The organism is Pseudomonas sp. DG56-2 (assembly GCF_004803755.1).
GTDB classification, from domain to species: Bacteria; Pseudomonadota; Gammaproteobacteria; order Pseudomonadales; family Pseudomonadaceae; genus Aquipseudomonas; species Aquipseudomonas auratipiscis.
In genome coordinates this window covers 4791056-4813767 of sequence record NZ_CP032311.1, presented here as the reverse complement: position 1 = coordinate 4813767, position 22712 = coordinate 4791056, and the positions used below count along the sequence as shown (strand labels likewise).

The 22712-nt window shown below is 56.3% G+C and carries 16 protein-coding genes; 5 read left to right on the top strand and 11 right to left on the bottom strand.

The features are described from left to right. Positions 1–11: 11 nt before the first annotated feature. Together D3Z90_RS22045 and D3Z90_RS22040 are read right to left on the bottom strand one after the other, a co-directional pair. Complete coding sequence (locus tag D3Z90_RS22045; RefSeq protein WP_136478023.1) at positions 12–2561, bottom strand: sulfite reductase flavoprotein subunit alpha; 2550 nt, start codon at positions 2559–2561, stop codon at positions 12–14. Between the two features lie 105 nt (positions 2562–2666). Continuing rightward, on the bottom strand, positions 2667–4946 hold the full coding sequence (locus D3Z90_RS22040) for a TonB-dependent siderophore receptor (protein ID WP_136478022.1): 2280 nt from the start codon (positions 4944–4946) through the stop codon (positions 2667–2669). 219 nt (positions 4947–5165) lie between these two features. Between D3Z90_RS22040 and D3Z90_RS22035 the strand changes: the two genes are divergently transcribed. After that, the gene (locus tag D3Z90_RS22035; protein WP_136478021.1) at positions 5166–5846 is read left to right on the top strand and encodes a Fe2+-dependent dioxygenase; all 681 of its coding nucleotides are present in this window, start codon (positions 5166–5168) and stop codon (positions 5844–5846) included. Positions 5847–5849: 3 nt separating this feature from the next. Then, a complete protein-coding gene (locus tag D3Z90_RS22030) occupies positions 5850–6608 on the top strand; it encodes a tetratricopeptide repeat protein (RefSeq protein WP_136478020.1) in 759 nt (252 codons plus the stop codon). 82 nt (positions 6609–6690) lie between these two features. On the opposite strand, the gene D3Z90_RS22025 is transcribed toward D3Z90_RS22030, so the two are convergent. Continuing rightward, a complete protein-coding gene (locus tag D3Z90_RS22025; RefSeq protein WP_136478019.1) occupies positions 6691–7854 on the bottom strand; it encodes a type III PLP-dependent enzyme in 1164 nt (387 codons plus the stop codon). A 657-nt stretch (positions 7855–8511) separates the two neighbouring features. Here D3Z90_RS22025 and D3Z90_RS22020 point away from each other — a divergent pair. The 3 genes from D3Z90_RS22020 (at position 8512) to D3Z90_RS22010 (ending at position 12549) form a co-directional block, all read left to right on the top strand. After that, the gene (locus D3Z90_RS22020) at positions 8512–9000 is read left to right on the top strand and encodes an RNA polymerase sigma factor (protein WP_136478018.1); all 489 of its coding nucleotides are present in this window, start codon (positions 8512–8514) and stop codon (positions 8998–9000) included. A gap of 17 nt (positions 9001–9017) precedes the next feature. Next, the gene (locus D3Z90_RS22015; protein ID WP_136478017.1) at positions 9018–9992 is read left to right on the top strand and encodes a FecR family protein; all 975 of its coding nucleotides are present in this window, start codon (positions 9018–9020) and stop codon (positions 9990–9992) included. 109 nt (positions 9993–10101) lie between these two features. Then, complete coding sequence (locus D3Z90_RS22010; RefSeq protein WP_371922221.1) at positions 10102–12549, top strand: TonB-dependent siderophore receptor; 2448 nt, start codon at positions 10102–10104, stop codon at positions 12547–12549. A 95-nt stretch (positions 12550–12644) separates the two neighbouring features. Here D3Z90_RS22010 and D3Z90_RS22005 read toward each other — a convergent pair whose 3' ends face one another. The 8 genes from D3Z90_RS22005 to D3Z90_RS21970 all read right to left on the bottom strand — a co-directional run bounded on the left by D3Z90_RS22005 (position 12645) and on the right by D3Z90_RS21970 (position 22524). Continuing rightward, on the bottom strand, positions 12645–13403 hold the full coding sequence (locus tag D3Z90_RS22005) for a hypothetical protein (RefSeq protein WP_136478016.1): 759 nt from the start codon (positions 13401–13403) through the stop codon (positions 12645–12647). A gap of 307 nt (positions 13404–13710) precedes the next feature. After that, entirely contained in the window at positions 13711–14466 is a 756-nt protein-coding gene (locus D3Z90_RS22000; protein ID WP_136478015.1) for a hypothetical protein, read from the bottom strand. 125 nt (positions 14467–14591) lie between these two features. Then, positions 14592–15353, bottom strand: coding sequence for a hypothetical protein (locus D3Z90_RS21995; RefSeq protein ID WP_136478014.1), 762 nt, complete (start codon positions 15351–15353; stop codon positions 14592–14594). 17 nt (positions 15354–15370) lie between these two features. After that, entirely contained in the window at positions 15371–18841 is a 3471-nt protein-coding gene (locus D3Z90_RS21990; protein WP_136478013.1) for a T6SS effector BTH_I2691 family protein, read from the bottom strand. Positions 18842–19086: 245 nt separating this feature from the next. Beyond that, on the bottom strand, positions 19087–20241 hold the full coding sequence (locus D3Z90_RS21985) for a betaine/proline/choline family ABC transporter ATP-binding protein (RefSeq protein ID WP_136478012.1): 1155 nt from the start codon (positions 20239–20241) through the stop codon (positions 19087–19089). Beyond that, positions 20238–20885, bottom strand: coding sequence for an ABC transporter permease (locus D3Z90_RS21980; RefSeq protein ID WP_136478011.1), 648 nt, complete (start codon positions 20883–20885; stop codon positions 20238–20240). The genes D3Z90_RS21985 and D3Z90_RS21980 overlap by 4 nt, the downstream gene beginning before the upstream one ends. A gap of 2 nt (positions 20886–20887) precedes the next feature. After that, the gene (locus tag D3Z90_RS21975) at positions 20888–21796 is read right to left on the bottom strand and encodes a glycine betaine ABC transporter substrate-binding protein (protein WP_136478010.1); all 909 of its coding nucleotides are present in this window, start codon (positions 21794–21796) and stop codon (positions 20888–20890) included. A 14-nt stretch (positions 21797–21810) separates the two neighbouring features. Then, complete coding sequence (locus tag D3Z90_RS21970) at positions 21811–22524, bottom strand: ABC transporter permease (protein ID WP_136478009.1); 714 nt, start codon at positions 22522–22524, stop codon at positions 21811–21813. Positions 22525–22712: the final 188 nt, after the last annotated feature.

The following is a 22712-nucleotide window of genomic DNA, read 5'->3' as shown; positions in this document are numbered from 1 at the left end:
CCCCGCGATGTTCAGTATACGTCCCGACGGTAACGCCCCAGCTCGATCAAGCGCTCCACCTCGGCGCTTCCAAGCACATCAACGAGCACGCTATCGACGCCGTTGGCCATGCCTTGCAGGCTGCCACAAATGTACAGCGAAGCGCCGTCATCCAGCCAGCGACGTAGCGTGTGCGCCTGCTCACGCAAGCGATCCTGAACGTAGATCTTGTGGGACTGATCACGGGAAAAGGCCAGGTCCAGGCGTGCCAGTTCGCCGTTGCGCAACCAGCCTTGCAGCTCATCCGCGCAGAGAAAGTCGTGAACTTGGTTACGTTCGCCGAACAACAGCCAGTTACGCTGCTCACCGGCTGCGATGCGGGCCTTGAGCAGGCTGCGCAGGCCCGCGATGCCGGTGCCGTTGCCAATCAGGATCATTGGCGTTGCCGCGGCTGGCAGATGGAAACCGCTGTTGCTGCGCAAGCGCAGACTGACACTGTTATCCACAGGCAAGTACTCGGTCAGCCAACCTGAGCCCAGGCCGAGGCTACCATCGGCATGCCGCTCCTGGCGCACGATCAGTTCCAGGACGCCGTCGCTGGCAATCGAGGCTATCGAGTATTCCCTTGCTGCCAACGGGATCAGCGCATCGACCAACGCCTGGCCGTGTAGGCCGACCAGATGCTCGCGGCTGGTGGGCAGTTGCCGACCAGCGAGGGCCTGGAGCAGGCTTTCGTTCAACCCGTCGAGCTGTACCTGAGACTCGCCATCAAGCCCCAGCCCTCGCAGGAAGTGTTCAACGCTGCGAGCGTTATTGCGCGGCAGAATTTCGACAAGATCACCGGCTTGCCACTGTGCTGGTTGCTCGGGTTCGAGTGCCAGCAAATACACCGCTGAGCCCTGGCTGCCAGGGTTCAATAATGTGCGTTTTATCAGTGTCCAGTTGCTGAAAGTGGGTGCCTTCCACGCTGCTGGCGGTTTACTGCCGGTCAGTTGCGCCAGTTGTTGTTGCCACAATTGCAAGGCGGCGGGGTCTGCGCTGTCGACTTCGACAGTAGCGAAGGCATTGGTTGCGCCGCGTTCGCCAAGCCAAGCTTGCAGGCGTTTGGCGAAGCCGCAGAAGTGCGGGTATTGCCGATCACCCAAGGCGAGCAGGGCGTAGTTCAGGTTCTCCAGTGCCCAAGGCTGACCGAGTATTTTGCGTTCGAAGCCGCGGGCGCTGTCGGGCGCTTCACCGTCGCCAAAGGTGCTGACTACAAACAATGCACGCTCGGCCTGGTTGAGATCGTGTTCAGTCAGTTCGGCAAGCGGGCGTACTTGTACCGGTAAACCGGCTGCCTGCAGTTGACCGGCACTTTGCCAGGCAAGTTGCTCGGCAAAACCGCTTTGGCTGGCAAAGCCCACCAGCCAGCTCTGCCCTTGGACAGGGGAAGGCGAAAAGCTGCTTCGCGCTGCGCGCACCTGGCGCTTTTTGCGGCGTCGATCCAGATAGAGCAACCAGCCGGTAACGAAGAACAGCGGCATTGTCAGGCTGGCAATGGTCAGCAGAATACGGCCGGTAAGGCCAAAGTAGCTGCCTACGTGCAAGGCATAGACGCTAGCCAGCAGTTGCGCCTTGAATGACTTATCGGCATAGCGATCGTGTTTTTTTATCTGGCCATTGGCCGGGTCGAGGCTCAGTGTGTTCAGTGCACGTTCGTGCTCAGCGCCTTCTAGCAGGTAAAAGATGTTCGCCGGTTGCCCCCCGGCAGGCGGCAGACGCAGGTTGTAACTGGTCATGGTTGGGCCGGCGGCGGCTTGCAGGTTGGCCCAGACCGCGTCGTAGTCGACCACCAGCGGCTTGGCATCTTTGCCAGGCGCGCCAGGGCGACCGCGGCCTTCGCCACGTTTGTGCTGCTCGCCTGCGACGGGGGCATCAGCCAGTAACTTGTTCAACCCTTCGCGGTACCACTCATAGGACCAGAACAGGCCGGTGAGGGCGAAGAGTAAATAGAACAGCAGGCACCAGGTGCCAGCCACGGCATGCAGGTCCCAGTTGAACGCGCGGCCTTTCCTGGCCCAGTCAAGGGTCAGCCAGGTCCGCCAGTTCAAGGCCTTGCGCGGCCAGCGCAAGTACAGGCCGGAAAGACAGAAGAAAATCAGCATGAGCGTACAAGCGCCCGTGATCTGCCGCCCGGTGTCGCCCATCGCCAGAAAGCGGTGGAGCTGCAACATCAGATCGAAGAAACCTTGCCCGGCAACATCGCCCTGCAATTTGCCGGTATATGGGTCGGCATAGCGCATCAGGCCCCGGCGCTCGCCGGGGGGAGGGGTGAAGAAGACGCGTGCGGCGTTGTCACTTTGGGTTCGGACCCAAAGCATGGCGACCTTGTCACCCTGTTCCGCCTCGATCCGCTTCACCAGCTCAGGCATCGGCAGCACCCCTTCCGGGCGCACTTCTACCTGGAGTACGTCAGGGTTGAACGTTTGCAGCAGTTCATCTTGAAACGACCAGATTGCCCCGGTAATACCCATCAAGGCCAGCACCAGCCCGGCTGTGATACCGAAGAACCAATGCAGTTGGAACAGCGATTTCTTCAACACATCAACACACCTTGTCATGCTGCAAAAACGAATGCGTCTCGCATTATGCCTTGATAGACAAAAGCCCCGGTCACCGAAGTGAACGGGGCTTGCCAGTCAGTGCACTTAGAAGTGGACGCTGGTGGTCAGCAGAGCAGTGCGCCCGGCTGCCTGGTTGGCGAAGTGAGAGGCATAGGCCTTGTCGTAATAGACCTCATCAGTGAGGTTTTGCACGTTCAACTGCAGGTCGACGTTCTTGGTCAGCTTGTAGCTGGCCATAGCGTCGTAGCGCACATAGGAAGGCACGTAGACAGTATTGTTCAGGTCGCCCCATACATCGTCGACGTAAAACGCACCACCGCCCAGAGTAAATCTGTCGGTTACGTCATAAGTGGTCCAGAGGCTAAAGCTGTTCTTCGGAGTGTTTGGCAGTTGATTGCCTTTGGCTGGGTTCGCACCGCCGGTCAACTGGCCATTTCGATTGCCGGCTTCTCCCGGGTCAACCGCTTCGCTCTTCAAGTAGCTATAACCAGCGAATATTTGCCACTTGTCGGTCAGCTTACCGCTAGCGCCTAGCTCAATCCCATCAACGCGAGTGGTGCCAGAGTTTTCATAGGTGCTATTGGCGACCAACACACGGGTGTTTTCTTTCTCGGTGCGGAAAATGGCAGCGGTCAGGGCTACACGCTCGTGGAACAGGTCCCATTTGGTGCCAATTTCATAGTTTTTGGTAGTTTCCGGTTCCAGGTCGCTGATCAAAGTACTGTTACCCGGCGTATTCGGGTTGGTATCCACACCGTCGGTCACCCCTCCTGGCGGGGTCGCCGAGGTGGCAAAGGAAGCGTAGATACTGCCATTCTCAGCAGGTTTCCAGACGAGGCCAGCTTGCCAGTTCCAGAAGTGAGAGTTGTTGCGAGCTTTGCCGGTGGTACTGCTGTCAGCTTCGGTTTTGAACGAGTCGTAACGGGTGCCCAGGTTGAGCAACCATTGCGGATCGATTTCGATCGTATCGAAGATGTACGCTGCCCGAGTAGTGGATTCGGTGTCGGTAACACTGGCGTAGTTACGTGTAATCGAGCCTGTCCATGGGTCGTTCGGGTTTGGATTGGAAAGCGAGGTGCAGTTTGGAATACTGCCCGGGTTACACACCAACTTGCTGTTTGGACTGACCTGATAGCCACTGACCATGGTGTCTTCACGGGTGAACTCCACACCGGTGGAGTAACTGTGCTTAAAGCCCAGAGCCTGGAATTCGCCAAACAGGTCAGTTTGGTTGGTAGTCGTGGAGGTATTACTGATCCGCGAGTTGGCTCGGCGCCATACGGTGCCAAATTGGCTGACGTTGCGAGCACTGTCGTCTGGTTGGGTCAAAACATAGTCTTGACTGGTGCTGCCATGGCGCAAAGTATTCTTGATGGTCATCGAGTCATTGATATCGTGCTCGATGGATACAGTGCTGATATCTGCACGGGTTTTGCGGAAATCCCGCCCTTTGAGACCGTAGAAGTTGTCGCTATCACCGCCGTCTGTTGGCTTGTCGTGATCATGCGGCGCGGTCGCACCTGGCAGCTTGTAGCCATAAGGAATGCCTGAGTCCGGCAGATCATCGCTTTCCATATGGTAGTAGTTCAGATTGACGCGGGTAGGCGTACCCAAACCGAAGGTCAACGACGGAGCTACTCCCCAACGGTCGTAGTTGATCGAATCACGGCCAGCAACATTCTGCTCGTGGCTCATCAGGTTCAGGCGAAAAGCGGCGCTGTCCAGAAACTGGCGGTTTACATCCAAGGTGTAGCGACGAGTCTGATCCGAACCGTAAGTGAATCCACCGTTCAGGAAATCTTCCTGTTTCGGCGTTTTGCTGACCAAGTTGAGGCTACCCCCAGCCGAGCCTCGCCCGCCGACAGCAGAGTTTGGTCCTTTGCTGACCTCAATGGATTCAACGGCGAAGATTTCCCGCGTTTGAGCGCCTGTATCACGTACGCCATCGAGATAGGTGTCGCCTTGTGCATCAAAGCCGCGAATAAAGGGACGGTCGCCCTGCGGATTCCCGCCTTCGCCTGCACCAAAAGTGATGCCGGGAACGGTCCGCAACGCATCTTGCAGCGATACGGCACCGGTGTCCTTCAACACTTGTTGTGGAACGACTGTAATTGAGCGAGGGGTATCAACCAGCGGAGCGGTGTACTTCTGCGAGGAAGCGCGATCTACCTTGTAACCGGTATCTGCCGCATCGGCCTGCCCGGTCACGCTGGTTGCGTCCAAGGCAATCGCACCATTCTTGGCTGGCTCAGGATCTGCGGCATAGGCCATATGCCCCGCAGAAGTAGCGGTAATCGCTACACCAATGGCAGAAGCGAGCAAACGAGGTGAGCTGACAGCGGTTGGCACGTAGTGACGCGGCATGGTGGAACCCTTCCCCAGGTTTTTTAGGCCGCGAAATATAATGTAAACAAATATGAGTAACAATTGAGAAAAATTGCTATTTGTTAGAAATTTACAATCTTTACAATTTGTTGCTGAGGGTTTTTCTTGCTGAAACGTCGCACCCCTCGGAAAGGACTTGTAGTAAGTCAATGGGAATCAATACCATTGACGTTCTTTCTGCCTATAGGTGCACGCGCCATGCTGCTACACATCTCCGGACTGTTCTCCACCGAGGAAGTCACGCGTATTCGTGAAGCGCTGTCGCAGACCGATTGGGCTGACGGCAAGGTCACTGCCGGTTACCAATCGGCGAAGGCGAAGCACAATCTGCAGTTGCCTGAAGGCCATCCGTTGGCCAAAGAGGTCGGCACGGCACTGATCGAGCGTCTGTGGCAGCATCCAACGTTTATGTCGGCGGCATTGCCGCACAAGGTCTTCCCGCCGTTGATCAATTGCTATCAAGAGGGCGGCAATTTCGGCTTTCATATCGATAACGCCCTACGCCAGCCGCGTGGTAGCCACGAACGGGTGCGTACAGACTTGTCTTCGACACTGTTTCTGAGCAACCCCGAGGACTACGACGGCGGCGAACTGGTCATCCAGGACACCTATGGTGTGCAACAGGTGAAGCTGGCGGCAGGCGACCTGGTGTTGTACCCGGGAACCAGCCTGCACAAGGTCAACCCGGTCACCCGTGGCGCCCGCTATGCCGCGTTCTTCTGGACCCAGAGCCTGGTGCGTGAAGACAGCCAGCGCGCCCTGCTGTTTGAAATGGACAACGCCATCCAGGCATTGACGGCCGATATGCCTGATCACCCGGCGTTGATCCAGTTGACGGGCACCTATCACAACCTGCTGCGTCGTTGGGTCGAGGTCTGAGTCATGGCTTTTGCACTGCGTAATCGCCAGGAAGTGGACAGCGACCAGTTCGCCCAGATGCTTGAACACAGCCCGGCCAAGGCGGCTCAGGCAATACTCGCGGCTGCAGGGCAAGAGGTCGTCGAGGCGCAATTGCTGCTCGGGCAGATTTTGCTCGACGGCCGGGGTATCGAGAAGGACCCTGAACTGGCGCGTCGATGGTTCTTCATTGCTGCCACTCTAGGCAGTGTCATGGCCGATAACATGCTTGGACGCTGCTGGGAGCATGGTTGGGGTGGCGATGTGAGCCACACTCAGGCTGCCAAGCACTACCGGCAGGCGGCTCATGCCGGGCTGGACTGGGGGATGTACAACTACGCAAATATGTTGGCAACCGGTCGCGGAGTCGGCCAGGACCACGCTGCAGCGCTGGCGTGGTATCGCCAAGCGGCAGAACTAGGCCATGCCAAATCAATGAATCTGCTGGGGCGTTATCTGGAAGAGGGCGAATGTTGTCCGCGTGATGTGGCTGCTGCGAGGCACTGGTACCAGTGCTCGGCTGAGGCGGGTGATTTTCGCGGTCAGTTCAGTCATGCCGGAGTACTGGCAGCGCAAGGGCTGACGCAAGAGGCGCTTGAGTGGTTGCAGCAGGCCTTGGCAGGCGGCAATGAAAACTTCCTGCGTATTGCCGGGCCCGCGCTGGAGCAGGCCGAGCACGTCGAAGTGCGCAACATGGCAGTGGCCTACCGAACACGTCTGGCGCAATTGCAGGCTGAACGCTGAATGCACTGCGAGGCCATCCTGCGCCTTGTTATAAGGCGAATGATGGCCCCGCAGTAGGCTGGCTGGCAGCCCGGTACCGCGCTTACAGGTAGAAGGCTTTCAGCGGCGGGAAGCCATTGAACTCAACTGCGCTGTAGCTGGTGGTATAGGCGCCGGTCGACAGCCAGTACAGGCGGTCCCCGATGGCCAGGTTCAGTGGCAGGCCGTACTTGTAGTGCTCGTACATGATGTCGGCGCTGTCGCAGGTTGGGCCGGCGATAACCACTTCTTCCATCTCGCCTTTCTTTTCGGTCCAGATCGGGAACTTGATGGACTCATCCATGGTTTCGATCAGGCCGGAGAATTTACCCACATCGGTGTACACCCAGCGCTCGACAGCAGTACGCGACTTGCGCGCGACCAGCACGACTTCACTGACCAGGATGCCAGCGTTGGCGATCAACGAGCGACCGGGCTCAAGGATGATTTCCGGCAGATCGTCGCCGAAGTCTTCCTTGAGGAAGCGGATGATTTCTTCGGCATAGGTTTCCAGGCTATTGGTGCGGGTGATGTAGTTGGCCGGGAAGCCGCCACCCATGTTGATCAGTTTGAGTTCGATGCCGTCTTCTTCCTTGAGGCGCTCGAAGATCACTTTGACCTTGGCGATCGCCGCATCCCAGACGCTGATGTCGCGCTGCTGCGAGCCTACGTGGAAGGACACACCGTAAGGCACCAGGCCCAGGTCACGGGCGAGGATCAGCAGGTCCATGGCCATGTCGGTCTGGCAGCCGAATTTGCGCGACAGCGGCCAGTCGGCAGTGGTCGAGCCTTCGGTGAGGATACGCACATACACTTTCGATCCCGGGGCGGCCTTGGCAATGTTGCGCAGGTCGGCTTCGGAGTCGGTGGCATACAGACGCACGCCCTTTTCATAGAAGTAGCGAATGTCTTTGGATTTCTTGATGGTGTTGCCATAGCTGATACGGTCAGCGCTGACGCCACGGTCCATCACTTTGTCCAGCTCGTAGATCGAGGCGATGTCGAAGCTCGAGCCTTTTTCCTTGAGCAGGTCGATGATCTCGACGGCCGGGTTGGCCTTGACCGCGTAGTAGACCTTGGCGAATTCGAAACCGGCACGCAGGTCGTCATAGGCCTGGCTGATCATCTGGGTGTCGATGAGCACGAACGGGGTTTCTTGCTTGTCGGCGAAAGCCTTCATTTTCTGGAAGGTATCGCGCGCGAAGTAGTCTTCGACCTGAATCGACATGCTTGGGACTCCATGGGCAAACTGAATAAAAAAGTGGCTGCAACTGAACGCCCTCCGTATCCCCACTTTGGTTCGCCTACTTCCCAAGGCATGTCGCCGAAAGCAAAAAGGTCAACCGTGCGTGATGAAGCGAGCTACGGGTGACCTTGCTGTCTCGTCGTCAGTACTTGAGCCGGATGGATCGTTTCCAGCATGGACGTTCGGCGCGAACTTTAGGACCTGAGGGGTTCAAGATCAACAAAAAATGTCGCGATTTTGCACACGTCTGTCGCCCGGTATTGCACAGCCACTTTTTAACCGACCCAGGTAAACAGTAGGTGTTCAATTTGATGACAAAAGCGTTAAAAATACCGAAATACCCAGCTAAATCCTGCCTATCGAGTCAACTCGCGTTGATGCAGTATTATTGGCGAAGTTAGCTGCGAAACTGGCGGAATTAGCTCGTTTGTTCGTTGCGCTTCAGGAAAATGGCGGCACGGAATATCTCAGGCACCGTTCAATTTATTTTTCGTGTTCTGCAGCGCCGTTCAACCCTGGCAACCTGTACTTTTTTTCCCGGTTTGCGCTTCGTCGCTCGCCAAGATCTTCGATTGCTGTGCTTAATAAGAAACATTACTATTCGCGACATTCCCCCAACGCTTGGCGAAGACCTGCATCGTGTCGCGACACAAAGGCTTTCTCGACCACTACCAAGAGCTGATCGGCACCTGGACGCGCAAGTTGCGCAATCGCCAGCAGGCCGAGGATCTGACACATGACGCTTTTGTCCGGGTTCTGGAGAACGATCAACTCGGGGTCGAGCAGCCACGGGCCTATTTGCATCAAACGGCGCGCAATATCGCGGTTGATGGCTATCGTCGGGAAGACCGTCGCCAATCCCTCGAACACGATATGTTCGAGGGATTGGCTGACAGTAACGGTGACCCGGAGGCCTTCATGCACGCGGTCGAGTTGGCTGACAGTGTCGAGCGCGCCTTGGCGCAACTGCCGCTCAATTGCCGACGTGTGTTTATCTGGCAGAAGCTCGAAGGGCTGACCCAGGCGGAAATCGCCGAACGCATGGGCTTGACCAAGAACATGGTCGAAAAGTATATGATCCGCACGCTCCGGCATCTGCGTGAGCACCTGGATGTGTCAACGAGATGAGTCAGGCAAATGTTTTCATGAATCAGGACGCGTGCCGCTGTGGCAACGAGGCTGTACGGGAGCAGGCCGCCCAGTGGTTTGCCCGCACCCGTGACGGCGCGCTGAGCACGGACCAGCAGGCCCAATTCGATGCCTGGCTGGCCGAGCATGTACCGCATCGGCAAGAGTACGATCTGCTCGCCCAACTGTGGAGCGCGGCGGATATGTTGCCGCGTGCGCGCCTTGAGGTGCTGTGCCAGGCAGATCCGGTACGCCAGTTGCCGCGTCGACGCTTCATTCAAAAGGCGCTGGCCGCTGGTATCGCGATCATGGCTATAGGATCAGGCTGGATGGGCTGGCAGCACCTTCAGCTCAACTATCAAGAGCAATTGCACACAGCGTTGGGTGAGCGACGCCAGGTTGATCTGCCGGATGGCACACGCCTGGAGCTCAATTCGCGTACACGACTGACCGTCGACTTCAGCAGCGGCCAACGGCGCATCGAATTGACTGCTGGTGAAGTCATGTTCAGCGTTGCTCACGACACCTCGCGGCCTTTTGTGGTGAGTACTTTCAACGGCACGGTAACCGTGACTGGCACCCGTTTCGACGTGCGCCTCGATCCGACCCGCACTCGCGTGGCAGTCGAGCAAGGCTCGGTCAAGGTACAAGGCAGTGGCAGCAATCAGGCGCTGCTCAGCGCCGGGCTGGGCTCACAGATCGATGCCCAAGGCCAGGTCGCCGCACCGTATGCGGTGGATGCTGCGGCGTTGACGGCGTGGCGCAACGGCAAGCTGGTCTTCAATGACGCACCGTTGAGCGAAGTGGTCGAGGAGGTCTCGCGCTACCGTGCCCAACCCTTGCGCGTTGCACCTGGCAAGGTGGCGGCATTGCGCTTGAGCAGCAGCTTCAGCGCTGACGATACCGACGCCTTGCTGCGCGCACTGCCTAGCATCTTGCCGGTGACTATCCAGGCCAACGCCGACGGCTCCAGCGAAATAATTTCAAAATAAATTCAGGTTTTTTTTCAGTTGTTCGTCTTCCTGGCCAACTGCAACTGTCAAGCATTTACATTCGCATGCAGCTGGCACTTATCCCGGACTTTCAGGATTTCTCGACGACGTGAACAACAACAAGTTTTCCCTGCGTATTGCCGCACGCTCCCGTTTACTACCGCTCGCTCTGGCCTTGGCGGTCAGTGGTGGTATTGCCAGTAGCTATGCCGATCAGGCTGCGACCACCATACAGATCCAGGCTCAATCCTTGGCTTCGGCGCTGAGTCAACTGGGTCAACAAACCCCGTTGCAATTGTTCTTCAGCCCAGAGCTGGTCGCCGGCAAAATGGCTCCGGCAGTGTCCGGCACCTTGACCCCCGAACAGGCCCTGCAGACCTTGCTGCAAGGCAGCGGTCTTACCTATGAAATTTCCCAGGGCACGGTGGTGCTCAAGCCTGCGCAAGGCGCCGGTAGCCTGAGTACCGGTAGCCTCGAACTGGCTCCTACAGACATCAAGGTCGTAGGCGACTGGCTGGGCAATGCCGAAGAGACTGTGGTTCAGAACCACCCAGGGGCCCGTACCGTGGTGCGTCGCGAGGCCATGCTCGAGCAGGGTGCGATGAACGTGCGTGACGTGCTGCGTGGTGTTCCGGGCGTGCAGGTGCAGGATTCGAACGGTACAGGCGGCAGCGACATCGCGTTGAACGTAGGGGTACGCGGTTTGACGTCTCGTTTGTCGCCACGCTCCACGGTACTCATCGATGGCATCCCGGCGGCCTTCGCCCCTTACGGTCAGCCGCAGTTATCGATGGCGCCGATCTCCTCGGGCAACCTCGACAGTATCGACGTGGTCCGCGGCGCCGGGTCGGTGCGTTATGGGCCGCAGAACGTCGGTGGGGTGATCAACTTCGTTACCCGAGCGATTCCCGAAAAGGCTACCGGCGAACTTTCCACCACCATGGAGACTTCTCGCCATGGCGGCTGGAAGCACATCGAGTCGGCGTTTCTCGGTGGTACAGCGGACAACGGTTTGGGCGCGGCGCTGTTGTATTCCGGGGTTAACGGCAACGGCTACCGCAGCAGCAATAACGGCAACGATATTGATGATGTGCTGCTCAAGACCCACTGGGCTGTCACCGATAGCGATGAACTGTGGCTGAACTTCCACTATTACGATGCCAAGGCCGATATGCCTGGCGGCTTGACCCAAGCGCAGTTTGACGATGATCCCTACCAGTCCGACCGCGACTACGACTACTTCAGTGGCCGTCGCAAGGATGTTTCGCTCAAGTACCTGCGCCAGATCGACGACGTCACCCAGTTTGAAGTCCAGACCTACTACACCGATAGCTTTCGTGGCAGCAGCATCGCCGCGCGTGACCAGCAGACGCTGTCCTCTTATCCGCGTAGCTACCACACCTTCGCCATCGAGCCACGCGTGTCGCGGATCTTCTTCGCAGGCCCCACCACGCAGGAGGTCAGCGTGGGTTATCGCTACCTCAAAGAAGCAATGCACGAGCAGGCAACCCGCCTGGCGTTGATCGATAACGTGCCAACCCCAGCTCCGGGCTCGGATGGCCATGTGTACCAGGACCGTACCGGTGGCACCGAGGCCAGCGCGTACTACATCGACGATAAAATCGACGTTGGCAACTGGACCGTCACGCCAGGAATTCGCTTTGAACACATCAACACCGATTGGCATGAACGGCCTGTAATCGGCACGAATGGAAAGCCGGTCAGCGAGAAAAATCGCAGCGTCACCAGCAACGAGCCGTTACCTGCACTCAGCGTGATGTATCACCTGTCCGATGAGTGGAAAGTGTTCGCCAACTTCGAAACTTCATTCGGCAGCCTGCAGTACTTCCAGTTGGGCCAGGGCGGCACCGGCGACCAGACTGCCAATGGCTTGCAAGCGGAAAAGGCCAAAACCTATGAAGTGGGGACGCGCTACAGCAATGGCGCATGGGGTGGCGAACTGACGGCGTTCTACATTGATTTCGATGACGAATTGCAATACATCAGCAACGACGTCGGCTGGACCAACCTGGGTGCCACCAAACACCAGGGTATCGAAGCGTCCATGCACTATGACCTGTCGGGGCTGGACCCGCGCCTGCAGGGATTGAGCGCCAATGCCGGCTTCACCTATACCCGCGCAACCTATGAAGGCGAGATACCAGGCTTCAAGGGGCGCGACCTGCCGTTCTATTCGCGGCAGATTGTCAACGCCGGGCTTCGCTACCAGATCAATCGCTGGACCTGGAACCTGGATGCCTATGCACAATCGAAGCAACGCGCACCTGGCACCGGCATGAACAAAGATGGCAGTTTCAATGGTGACTACATCACCGAGCCAAGTGCAGATGGCCAGTACGGTGATATTCCAGGCTACGTGACCTGGGCGGCGCGGGGAGGCTACGACTTCGGTAAGGAGCTGTCGAACTTGAAGCTGGCAGCCGGAGTGAAGAACATTTTCGACAAGCAGTACTACACCCGCTCCAGCGACAACAACTCGGGTATTTACCTGGGAGAACCACGCACTTTCTACGTGCAGGCGAGCGTCGGGTTCTAAACCCTATTACGGGCGAACCCCAAAAAGGGGGTTTGCCCGTAATTCAGGAGCATAGGGTGGCGATTATTTAGCCGGGATGGTTCTTCAGGTCGCTATCAATCGGTTCCTAGCGGTACGTCTACTTTTGCCCTTATTAAAGGGACGCCAGGAAAAAGATAGGGCTTGATGAAATTAGCGACACGCTCTTTGTCTTTTTTTTGGCAATGGATATTAAAGTTCCAGCACATCTTGACGGTATCACCATCGCGGAAAAACTTGAATTTCACATCGACCACTTCTCTATTGGTGGCAATGGCGATCTGGACAATATCCTTCCACTCGTATTCGTGATGGTGGTACTGAGTGTGCAGCTCGCGATAGCTTTTGGAGTGTGCCATTGAAAGATACGTCAAGCCTAGACCGCCTGGGCCTACCAAGGCGCCGATCAAGAAAGAAGGGTCTATGGTTGCCATGAAAATGAAGATGACCGCTGTGATGCCAGCCATCCATTTTAGGCAGGGCAGTGCCCATTTCGGAAAGTCTTTCCATTCACAATACTCCACGCCAGACTTGCTGAAGCGATAGGCGAAATTCATCCGCTGGTGAGTCATGCAGGAAATGATTAATATTATAACAATATAAAAGCCTATGCTGATGGATGCTTGAGCAAGGAGTCCCTCTCCTGGAGCGGGATTTAAGTATACGGAGTATGTGACGCCTAATGTTATTAGGTTCATGAATGCAAACATGCAATTTGCTATAAGTGTGTTGTAGTTTCGCGCTTGAATTGTCCAGCCCAGTAGTTCTGGTTCGTGCGCAAATTTCCAGATGAGTTGTGGTGGGAGGTCAGGTGCTCTATAGAGATTAAATAGCATGGTCGTTACGATGTTTTCAGGTTAGGTATAATTGATTTTAAAGTGGGTATTGTTGCCCGGTAGTGCAATGTCGTTCCTTTTCCTGAATTCGATCTTAAAGTTGTGATTGCGTTATTCGCTTCTTGTTCTAAACATTTCTATTGCCAATTACTGGTGTTCGCGACCGTCCGCGCGCCTCAGTACATTGGTTAGACATAAGCCTCCAATTCAGTAGAAGGATGATTTGTCGATGCTCTGATCTGCGCGTTTCTAATGGTTCTGGTTGTCGATGGTTGTTTTTAGTATCGCTCTCGATAGTCGAATTGCATTAGTCAGTCCCTAGCGGAACATTTACTTTTGCTCTTATCAAAGGTACGCCAGGCAAAAGGTAGGGTCTAATGAATTTCGCAATGCGCTCTTTGTCTTTCTTTTGGCAATGAATGTTGAAATTCCAGCACGTCTTGACGGTATCACCATCGCGGAAGAACTTGAATTTCACATCGACCACCTCTCTGTTGGTGGCAATGGCGAGCTGTACAATATCCTTCCACTCGTATTCGTGATGGTGGTACTGAGTGTGCAGCTCGCGATAGCTTTTGGAGTGTGCCATTGAAAGATATGTCAAGCCTAGACCGCCTGGGCCTACTAGCGCGCCTATCAAGAAAGAAGGTTCAATGGTCGCCATGAAAATAAAGATAACAGCTGTGATGCCAGCCATCCATTTTAGGCAGGGCAGTGCCCATTGCGGAAAGTCTTTCCATTCACAATATTCCACACCTGACTTGCTGAAGCGATAGGCGAAATTCATTCGTTGGTGGGTCATGCAGGAAATGGTGGAAAGTATAAGGATAAAGAAAAAAATACAGGATAATGTCCGCCAGGGCTGGTCCATTTTTTCATAAACGGAGTACATGGCGAGCGTGCCGCAAAATATCAATATTGCCATGAAGGTAAACATGCAGTTGGCAACTAAAGTGTTATAGTTTCTCGCCTTTATTGACCAGCTTTCCAATCCCGGTTCATGCGCAAATTTCCACATGAGCTGCGGTGGAAGACTGGGCGGTTTGTTGAGTTTGAATGGCATAGTGCTCACTGGCTTTTTAATGGGTGTGGTTAGGGTTAATGTTGGGAGCAAGGGTTAAATTAATATTTGCCAATTATCTCAGGCGACTGGCAGTGGTCTAAGTTTTTCGTCCATTGATCTATGCTTCAGTAATCAGTGCTGAGCGGGACGTTGACTTTTGCTCTTATGAAAGCTACGCCGGGGGATAGGTACGGTTTTATAAAGGCAGCTACGTTTTTCTTTTGATTTCTCTTGCAATATATGTTTAGGTTCCAGTTGGTTTTATAGTTATCTCCCTTTTGGGTGACACTGTATTTCAAATCTACTATTTCTCTGTTGGTTGCAATGGCTAGCTGTGTGATCTCTTTCCATTTGTAGGCGTAGTGATGGTATTGGGTGTGTAAATCTCTATAGTTTTTTGAGTTTGCCATAGTGAGATACATTAAACCCATTCCGCCCGGTCCCACCAATGCCCCGATTAAGAACGTTATGTCGATGGTGGCCATGAAAATAAAAATAATCGCAGTGATGCCAGTCATCCACTTCAAGAAAGTAAGTGCCCATTGGGGGAATTCCTTCCACTCGCAATATTCAATTCCGGATTTTGTAAATCGATAGGCAAAATTCATCCGTTGGTGGGTCATGCACGAAATTATTAGCATGGTGAATATATAAAATCCGGTGCAGGATGTGAGTTTAGATAATTCGGTTTCGTTAGGTGCTGAGGTGGAGTATAAGAAATATGCTGCTCCAGCTGTTGTGAGAGACATGAATGCGAAGATGCAGTTTGCAGCAAATGTGTTGTAATTGCGTGCGCAGATCGTCCAGCAGAGTAACTCAGGCTCATCGGAATATTTCCAGTTGAGCTGCAGCGGGAGGCTAGGCAGTTTGTTAAGGTTGAATAACATAGCTCTCGCTCAGTGCTTCAACTTGGTATCGTTAGCTTTAATAGTTGAGTGTGATTTTGAGTCAATACAATTTCGTTCTCTTCTTTCAAATCATCACTGAAAGCTGTGTTGGCTCGATCGGCTTCTTTAATAGCCCACTCAAATGCTAAACGGAAAAAATAACCTCGACCATCTGCACGTCGCAATACATCGGAAGGGTATATAACTTCCATTTCAAAGGTTGGGTCGGCAGTCGAAGTTTCGATCCAGACTTGCCAAAGGCGATGCTGGTCGCTATCGGTGTACGTATAGTCATACGTGCTAGTCGTGCTGCGAGGACTATTGGGTAGCGTGCCTAGTAGATTGGGATTTACCCAATGACCGTTGAGGAATTGGGCATAGTAGTTTTCCGGCGTGAGTTGCATGCCGGCCTTGCAAAAATAGGTCTTCTCAACCATTGCCGGCTGTAAGGTCAATGTTTTTCCCGCCAATGTCGCAGGCACTTGGACTTGAACCCAAAAACCCAACCACTTTCTCGGTGTGCTGCCACCTCCGTAATATAGGGATCTTCCTACGACAGTCGGGCGCTGAAGGGTCTCCATCAGCGCGCGCATTTGCAGGGGGTGACCCTCGTTGGCCATCCATTCAGTCTTTGCGCCGCGCCCCCAACTGCACCTGTGCAGCCATAAACGTAAACCCTCACGCTTGTAAGTGTTGGCGGCCATTGTGATCAATAAGTAGGCAATGCCGAGAACTGCTAAGATAATAGTTACTGGCGTGGACATCACCCAAGCAAAGTTGAACCAATAGCCCAAGCCTGCTCCAACTAGTTGGCCTGCAGCCACAAAGGAAACTCCGGATACTGCACCAAACTTTGTCCAAAGAAGAAATTCCTCTTCCTTGCTCGTCGCTCTGTCGGCTTCACTGGATATTTGCCAAGCCTCCAATCCCGCTGCAACAGCCCCCAGCGTTGTCCATGTCACTGTACGGAGAATCAGACCTTTCGAAACCGCCGCAAACTCTCGTGTTACTGCGGCCTGGCTACTACCGCTGGAAACGGTTTGCGCCTCCCGTAGCCAATGGGTATAGCCAGCCTGAGCAACCTTCAGTGTTTTGTCGCCCAACTTCGCAACCATCCCTCCCGCCCGATTCCACGCCGGCCCCACCCACAGCGCCGCCACCGCATTCCCCGCATACGCCGCATTGGCACTCAGTACACGCCATTCCTCCGCCGTGAACTGTCCGTCATTGCTGGCTTGTTTGGCGGTGTTCCACAGGTTCCATGCGTTCAAGCCGACCAGCACCACGGGGAGGGCGGTGCCCAGGTTTTGTCCCATCCAGGCTTTGGTGCGGGCCAGGTACTGGCCTCGATCGGCGGTTTGCATGTTTGCCATGACTTCGGCCTGGCCCAGGTCGGTGAGCCAGTGGTTGATTTGCGTCACGCCGATCCTCAGGCGGGTGGCGCCACTGGCGCTGGCGATGATTTGGTTGGGGCGCATCAGGACCTGCGTTTTCATTCGCCCATCCAGCGCCTGCAGGGCATAGCGGGCGGCGCGTTGATCGTGTGCGTTGCGGGCCGTTCGCAAGGTAAATCGGTTGCCTTCGATGTCTTTGTTCAGGGCGGCAACCTTGAGCATCCAGATCTGGTAATCGCGCTGGTAGTTGGGGTTGATCAGCAGGCGGATGGAGCTGGCGATTTCGTAGGAGATCAACACTTGGGTCACTGCCAGGGTCAAGCCGATCTGCTGTTTCATCGCCGGCAGGAACATGCTGCTCAGGCCGTGCCAGGCTTCGTTGGCTTGGCTGTTCGCCACCTTGATCAAGGTGCTCAGGGCATGTTTGGCTTCCGTGCTCATGGCTTGGTAGAGCTTGCTGTCACGCACCGCTTCCAGGTCGAGCACGCCTTTCAGTTCGCTGAGACGGCTGCCGAGGTTGGTGGCGTCGGCGGCGGAGCCGGGGGTTAGCGCCGGGGAGCTGCCATCCCCTTCGCGACCCTGATCATCCAGGGTGCCGTAGGTGCTGAAGTTGTGCGTCACGGTTTTGATCAGGCTGGCGATTTCAGGGTTGAAGTTGAACAGGGCCAGGCCGAACAGGGTGCTGGGTTGTTCAGCCTGCTCGATCAGCCACCGCTGGCCCTGTTCGCCATTGCCCAGCAGGGTGTAGACGGCGTGGGCGGTTTCCAGCAATTGGCTGGCCTGCTGCTCATCAATGGTGTCGTGGTAGACCCTTTCGCCGCCAGGCTGCAGTTGGTTGAGCCAGGTGAGCAGGTCGGCTTCGCTGCGTTGGCAGTGCGCTTGCAACTGCTGCGCCTCGACCGTGGTCTGCCTCAGGTACTGCAGCACGTCATCGAAGCGCACGTCTTCGCGCCAACTGCGCTTGTCGTGCCATTGCTCAAGGGCTTGCTGCCATTTCTGTTGATCAGGCAGATGTCCCCACTGGCCTTTGAAAGCCGATTGGGCGGCAGCGACGGTGCGGGCTGAGGCCAGGTCCACCATGCCTTCCTGGCCGAAAGACACCAGCTCATTGCCTCGCTCGACCTGATCAAAGGTTTCCAGCAGGGTGTACAGGTCGTCGGTATAGGCCTGGCGCTGGATCGGATCTTTGATCCGTTCTGGTATGAAGGCTTCGGTATCGAAGCCGCACAGGTTCTGTACGGCGAGGGCGCTCTCCAGGTTGGCTTGGTGCAGGCGCGAAAACTGGTCTTGCTCCATGAGCCGACCCGCCAGGTTCATGCTCAGGTCATCGACCAGCGCCAGAGGATCATCCAGGGCGATGAACAGCGAGGTGTCCTGTTCCGGAACTAGCCCGCGGACCAGCGCCTCTTCGAACGCAGGCTTGTAGGGCGCGCCTGTTTCGCTCTGTTGGGTCGGTAACAGGGTGCTGGTGAAGCTGGGTGCTTGTTCACCCTCGACAAGAATGTCGGCGACGCTGTTGCCCAGTTCGGTGATCCAGCCACCATGCTCGGCTTTGCCGTTGTAGCAAAAGGCGGGCAGATCGAGCTTGCGCATCCATTGCTGCTGGGCGCTGGCACTGCTGCGCAAGTGCTCGCACAGACGCCAGGTGATCTGCACGGGTGAATAGGCGATGCGCAACTGGCTGTTGCGCGAGTAGAGCAGGTACGGATGGGTTTCACCGGGGTTGTTGCGGATGTCCTGATTCAGCTGGGCTTGGGTCCAGATGTGGCGAGTGAACTGCTCGCCAGTGACCTGATACTCATGAAAGGTTTGCTCGACGCTGTCCCATACATACAACCAGCCGTCACGCAGTTGGCGCAGGGTGTAGCTGCGGGTTTTCAGCGTGGGCAGTTGCCCCTGCCAGTTCGGTGGCAGCGGGTTCGGTCCTTGGTTGCTGGCTTTGCTGTGCGGGGATTCATCCAGTGCATAGCGCACCGGAAAGATGCTCACTTGCGGCTGCCTGAACGCGCATTGGGCTACATCGAAGGGTGTATTGGTGAATTCCTGGTTGCGCCTGGCACGGTGCAGTTCGGCTTCAGAGGCGGGCTTGTGCATCACACGTCCTTGTTCGATTCGAGCTGATGGCGAACAGAGAAAGTGTGTCGTTCGTTGAGCGCGGCATTTACCGGTACGAACGTAGGCTTGCCCTGAACCTGAGAAAAGGAGAGGGCACGCTAACAAGGGTTAAAAAAAATTGATGTAGGACGCTTCCTTAAGTGCTTATAAGTGAGTCCTGTTGTCGATTGCCCAGGCGAGCATCAAGGCCCAATCACCTTGTTGCTGCCTGGGGGGCTAATGACTCAGACCACGACTTCTGCCGGCGATACGATAGTGGTCTTGCCACCGCGCGAGCGTCCCGAGCTTAGGTAGGCGGCGATCGATTCCTGGGTCACTTCGCCAAGAAACACTTGCTCGGCATCGAGCACTGGCAGCCACGAGCGGTTGAACTCGTACATTCGCGACAGCAGGATTCGCAGGTGTTCATCGTGGGCGGCTGTTGCGTTGAAGGTCCGCAGGAAATCGCTGCAACTGCCTTGCTGGCGATGCAGGTCACGTCGGCGCACGTAGCCCATGGCCTTGTTCTGCGCATCTGTCACCACGACATAGCGGCGGTCATGTTCGTCCATCAGCTCCAGAGCGTCACTCACCGGCGTCTCGGGGCTTACCGACGGTGCATTGTCGGCAGCGTCTTCGGCGCGGACCAGCAGCAGGCGCTTGAGTGTGCTGTCCTGACCCACGAAATTGCTGACAAACTCATCGGCTGGGTGCGCCAAGAGAGTGTCGGGATGGTCGATCTGGATCAGTTTGCCCGCGCGGAAAATGGCAATTTTGTCGCCCAACTTGATGGCTTCATCAATGTCATGGCTGACCATGATCACGGTTTTGTTCAATGCCCGCTGCATCTCGAAAAACTCGTTCTGAATCATCTCGCGGTTGATCGGGTCGACCGCGCCGAACGGTTCGTCCATCAGCAGCAGCGGCGCTTCAGCGGCCAAGGCGCGGATCACACCGATACGTTGTTGCTGTCCACCGGACAACTCCCGCGGGTAGCGCTGCAGGTATTGCTTGGGCTCAAGCTTGATCATGCTCATCAGCTCGCGAGCACGCTCGTGGCATTTTTGTTTGTCCCATCCAAGCAGGCGCGGGACCACGGTGATGTTTTCCTCGATGGTCATGTTGGGGAACAGACCGATCTGCTGAATCACATAGCCAATGCGCCGACGCAGGGTTACTTCGTCAAGGCCGGTAGTGTCTTCGCCATTGATCAGGACCTTGCCGGAGGTGGGTGTGATCAGGCGGTTGATCATTTTCAGCGTGGTGCTCTTGCCGCACCCGGACGGGCCGAGGAATACGCAGATCTCGCCTTCGTTGACGGTCAGGCTGACAGCATCGACGGCTTTGACGTCTTTACCGTTGGCGTGAAAGGTCTTGCTCAGGTTCTGAAGTTCGATCATTTGCGCAGTCCTTCTGGAGTCAGGGCACGTTGCAGGGTTTGCAGCAGCAGGTCGGCGAAGATGGCCAGAAGGCTCACCAGCAAGGCACCGACCAGCAGCATCGACATGTCGCTACGGCTGATAGAGGTAAGGATAAGTACACCCAGGCCACCGGCACCGATGGTGGCGGCGATGGTCATGACGCCGATGTTCATCACCACGGCAGTACGCACCCCGGCGAGGATCACCGGCACGGCGATAGGCAGTTCGACCATGCGCAGGCGCTGGCCGAAGGTCATGCCGATACCGCGTGCGGCTTCACGAATACCGGGCTCGACGTTGGTCAGCGCCAGGTACGTGTTACGCAGGATCGGCAGCAGTGAATAAAGGAACACGGCGGTGATTGCCGGCAATGGCCCCAGGCCCTGGCCGAATTTGGAGTAGAACGGCAGCAGCAGGCCAAACAACGCAATCGACGGAATGGTCAACAGCACCGTGGCGCACGCCTGCAGGGGACCGGCCAGGGAAGGGAAGCGGGTCATCAGGATGCCCAGTGGCACGCCGATCAGAATCGCCAGGCTTACGGCAATGCCGACCAGGGTGATGTGTTGCCAGGTCAGATGCAGAACCTCGGCCCAGTCCAGGTGAGTAAAGGTATCGAGCATGATTATGGCTGCTCCTGTGCAGGTGGATGCTGGCGCAGGTATTCGGCGGCGACCTTGCTCGGGCTCTGGTGCTCGACGTCGACTTTGGCGTTGAGCTCGCGCATGGTCTGGTCATCCAGTTGCTCGGCCAGCGGTTTGAGCAGGGTTGCCAGTTGCGGGTGAGCGTCGAGGATTTCCTTGCGCACCACGGGAGCCGCGGTGTAATCGGGGAAGTAGTGTTTGTCGTCTTCGAGCAGCTTGAGGTCGAAGGCGCTCAGGCGTCCGTCCGTGGTGTAGACCAGCCCGCTGAATACCTGGCCGTTGCGCAGGGCGGTGTAGACCAGTCCTGCATCCATTTGCCGGATGTTGCGGCGGGTCAGTTGCAGGTCGTAGGTTTCGGTCAGGCCGACAAGGCCGTCGGGGCGATTGGCAAACTCGGTATCGAGCGCCACCACATGATCGCGATCCTTTTCTTCACGCAGCACCTGATTCAACTGGCTGATGCTGTTGACCTGCGGATACTGCTCGGCAATCTTGCGTGGCAGTGCCAGGGCATAGGTGTTGCTGAATTTCGAAGGCGTGAGCCAGATCAGGTTTTTCTTCGCATCCAGCTCCTTGACCTTGGCATAGGTTGCAGCGGCGCTGGGCATGCGCTCATCGATATGGTTGTAGGATACCAGCGACACGCCGGTGTATTCCCAGACCATGTCCAGTTGACCGGTTTCGTGGGCGCTCCGGGCCAGGCTGCTGCCCAGTCCACCGGTAATGCGCACATCAAAACCGTTCTGGTTCAGGTAGCGGGCAGTAATTTCGGCTAGCACAGTCTGTTCTGTGAACACCCGCGCGCCGAGGCGAATTACAGGTTTTGTCGCGGCTTGGGCAAATCCGGAGAACAGCAGGGCCGCGCCCAGAAACAAGGCGATTCTTTTCATTGGAGTTCCTTCGCTTAGTGGGCCAGGCCGCGTTCAAGCCAACGCCGACTGCCTTGGGCCACCAGGGCGTCGAGCAAGAGGGCGAGCAAAGCGGTGCAGGCCGCGCCGAGCAGCAGTTGCGGCTGATTGTTCAGGGCAATGCCAGGGAAAATCAGACTGCCCAGGCTATTGGCGCCAATCAGAAACGACAGCGGTGCGGTGCCCACGTTGATTGCCAGGGCGACGCGCACACCGCCGACGATGATCGGCACGGCATTGGGCAGCTCGACACGCCATAAGCTTTGACGAGGCGTCATGCCGATGCCGGTGGCGGCTTCCTTGAGCGAGGCGGGAACGTTTTTCAGGCCCTCGTAGGTGTTGCGCACGATGGGCAAGAGAGAGGCGAGGAACAATGCGAAGATCGCGGGGCCTGCGCCGATGCCCAGGAAACTCAGGGCAATGGCCAGAACGGCCAAGGGGGGGATGGTGTTGCCAATGTTGAAGAACTGCATGAAACGTTCGGCGCGGTCGACTCTATGAGGTCGACTCAAGGCAATTCCAGCGGGTATGCCCACGGCTAACGCCGCCACCATCGACAGCAGCACCAACACCAGGTGTGCTTGCAGGTAGAACCATAGATCGGCGCGGTAGTGCGCGATCGTATCAATGCCGATCCAGTGGATCAGCAGGGCCAGGATGACGAGCGCGAAGGCACATCCCATCAGCCCCTTGCCATAGCTTTTAGCCACAGGCGGACTCCTTTTGTTGTCGGCGAACACACTCCCGTGGCGGCCACCATTCCAGGCGGCAGGCAGTGTGATCGCGATAAGCAGCGTGTGGCCCGGATCGGAGCCAAACACGCCATAAGCGAAGCCTCGTCAGGCTCGTGTTGCCAGTGAAATCGGCCCTGACGAATGGTTAAAACCAATTGCGAATC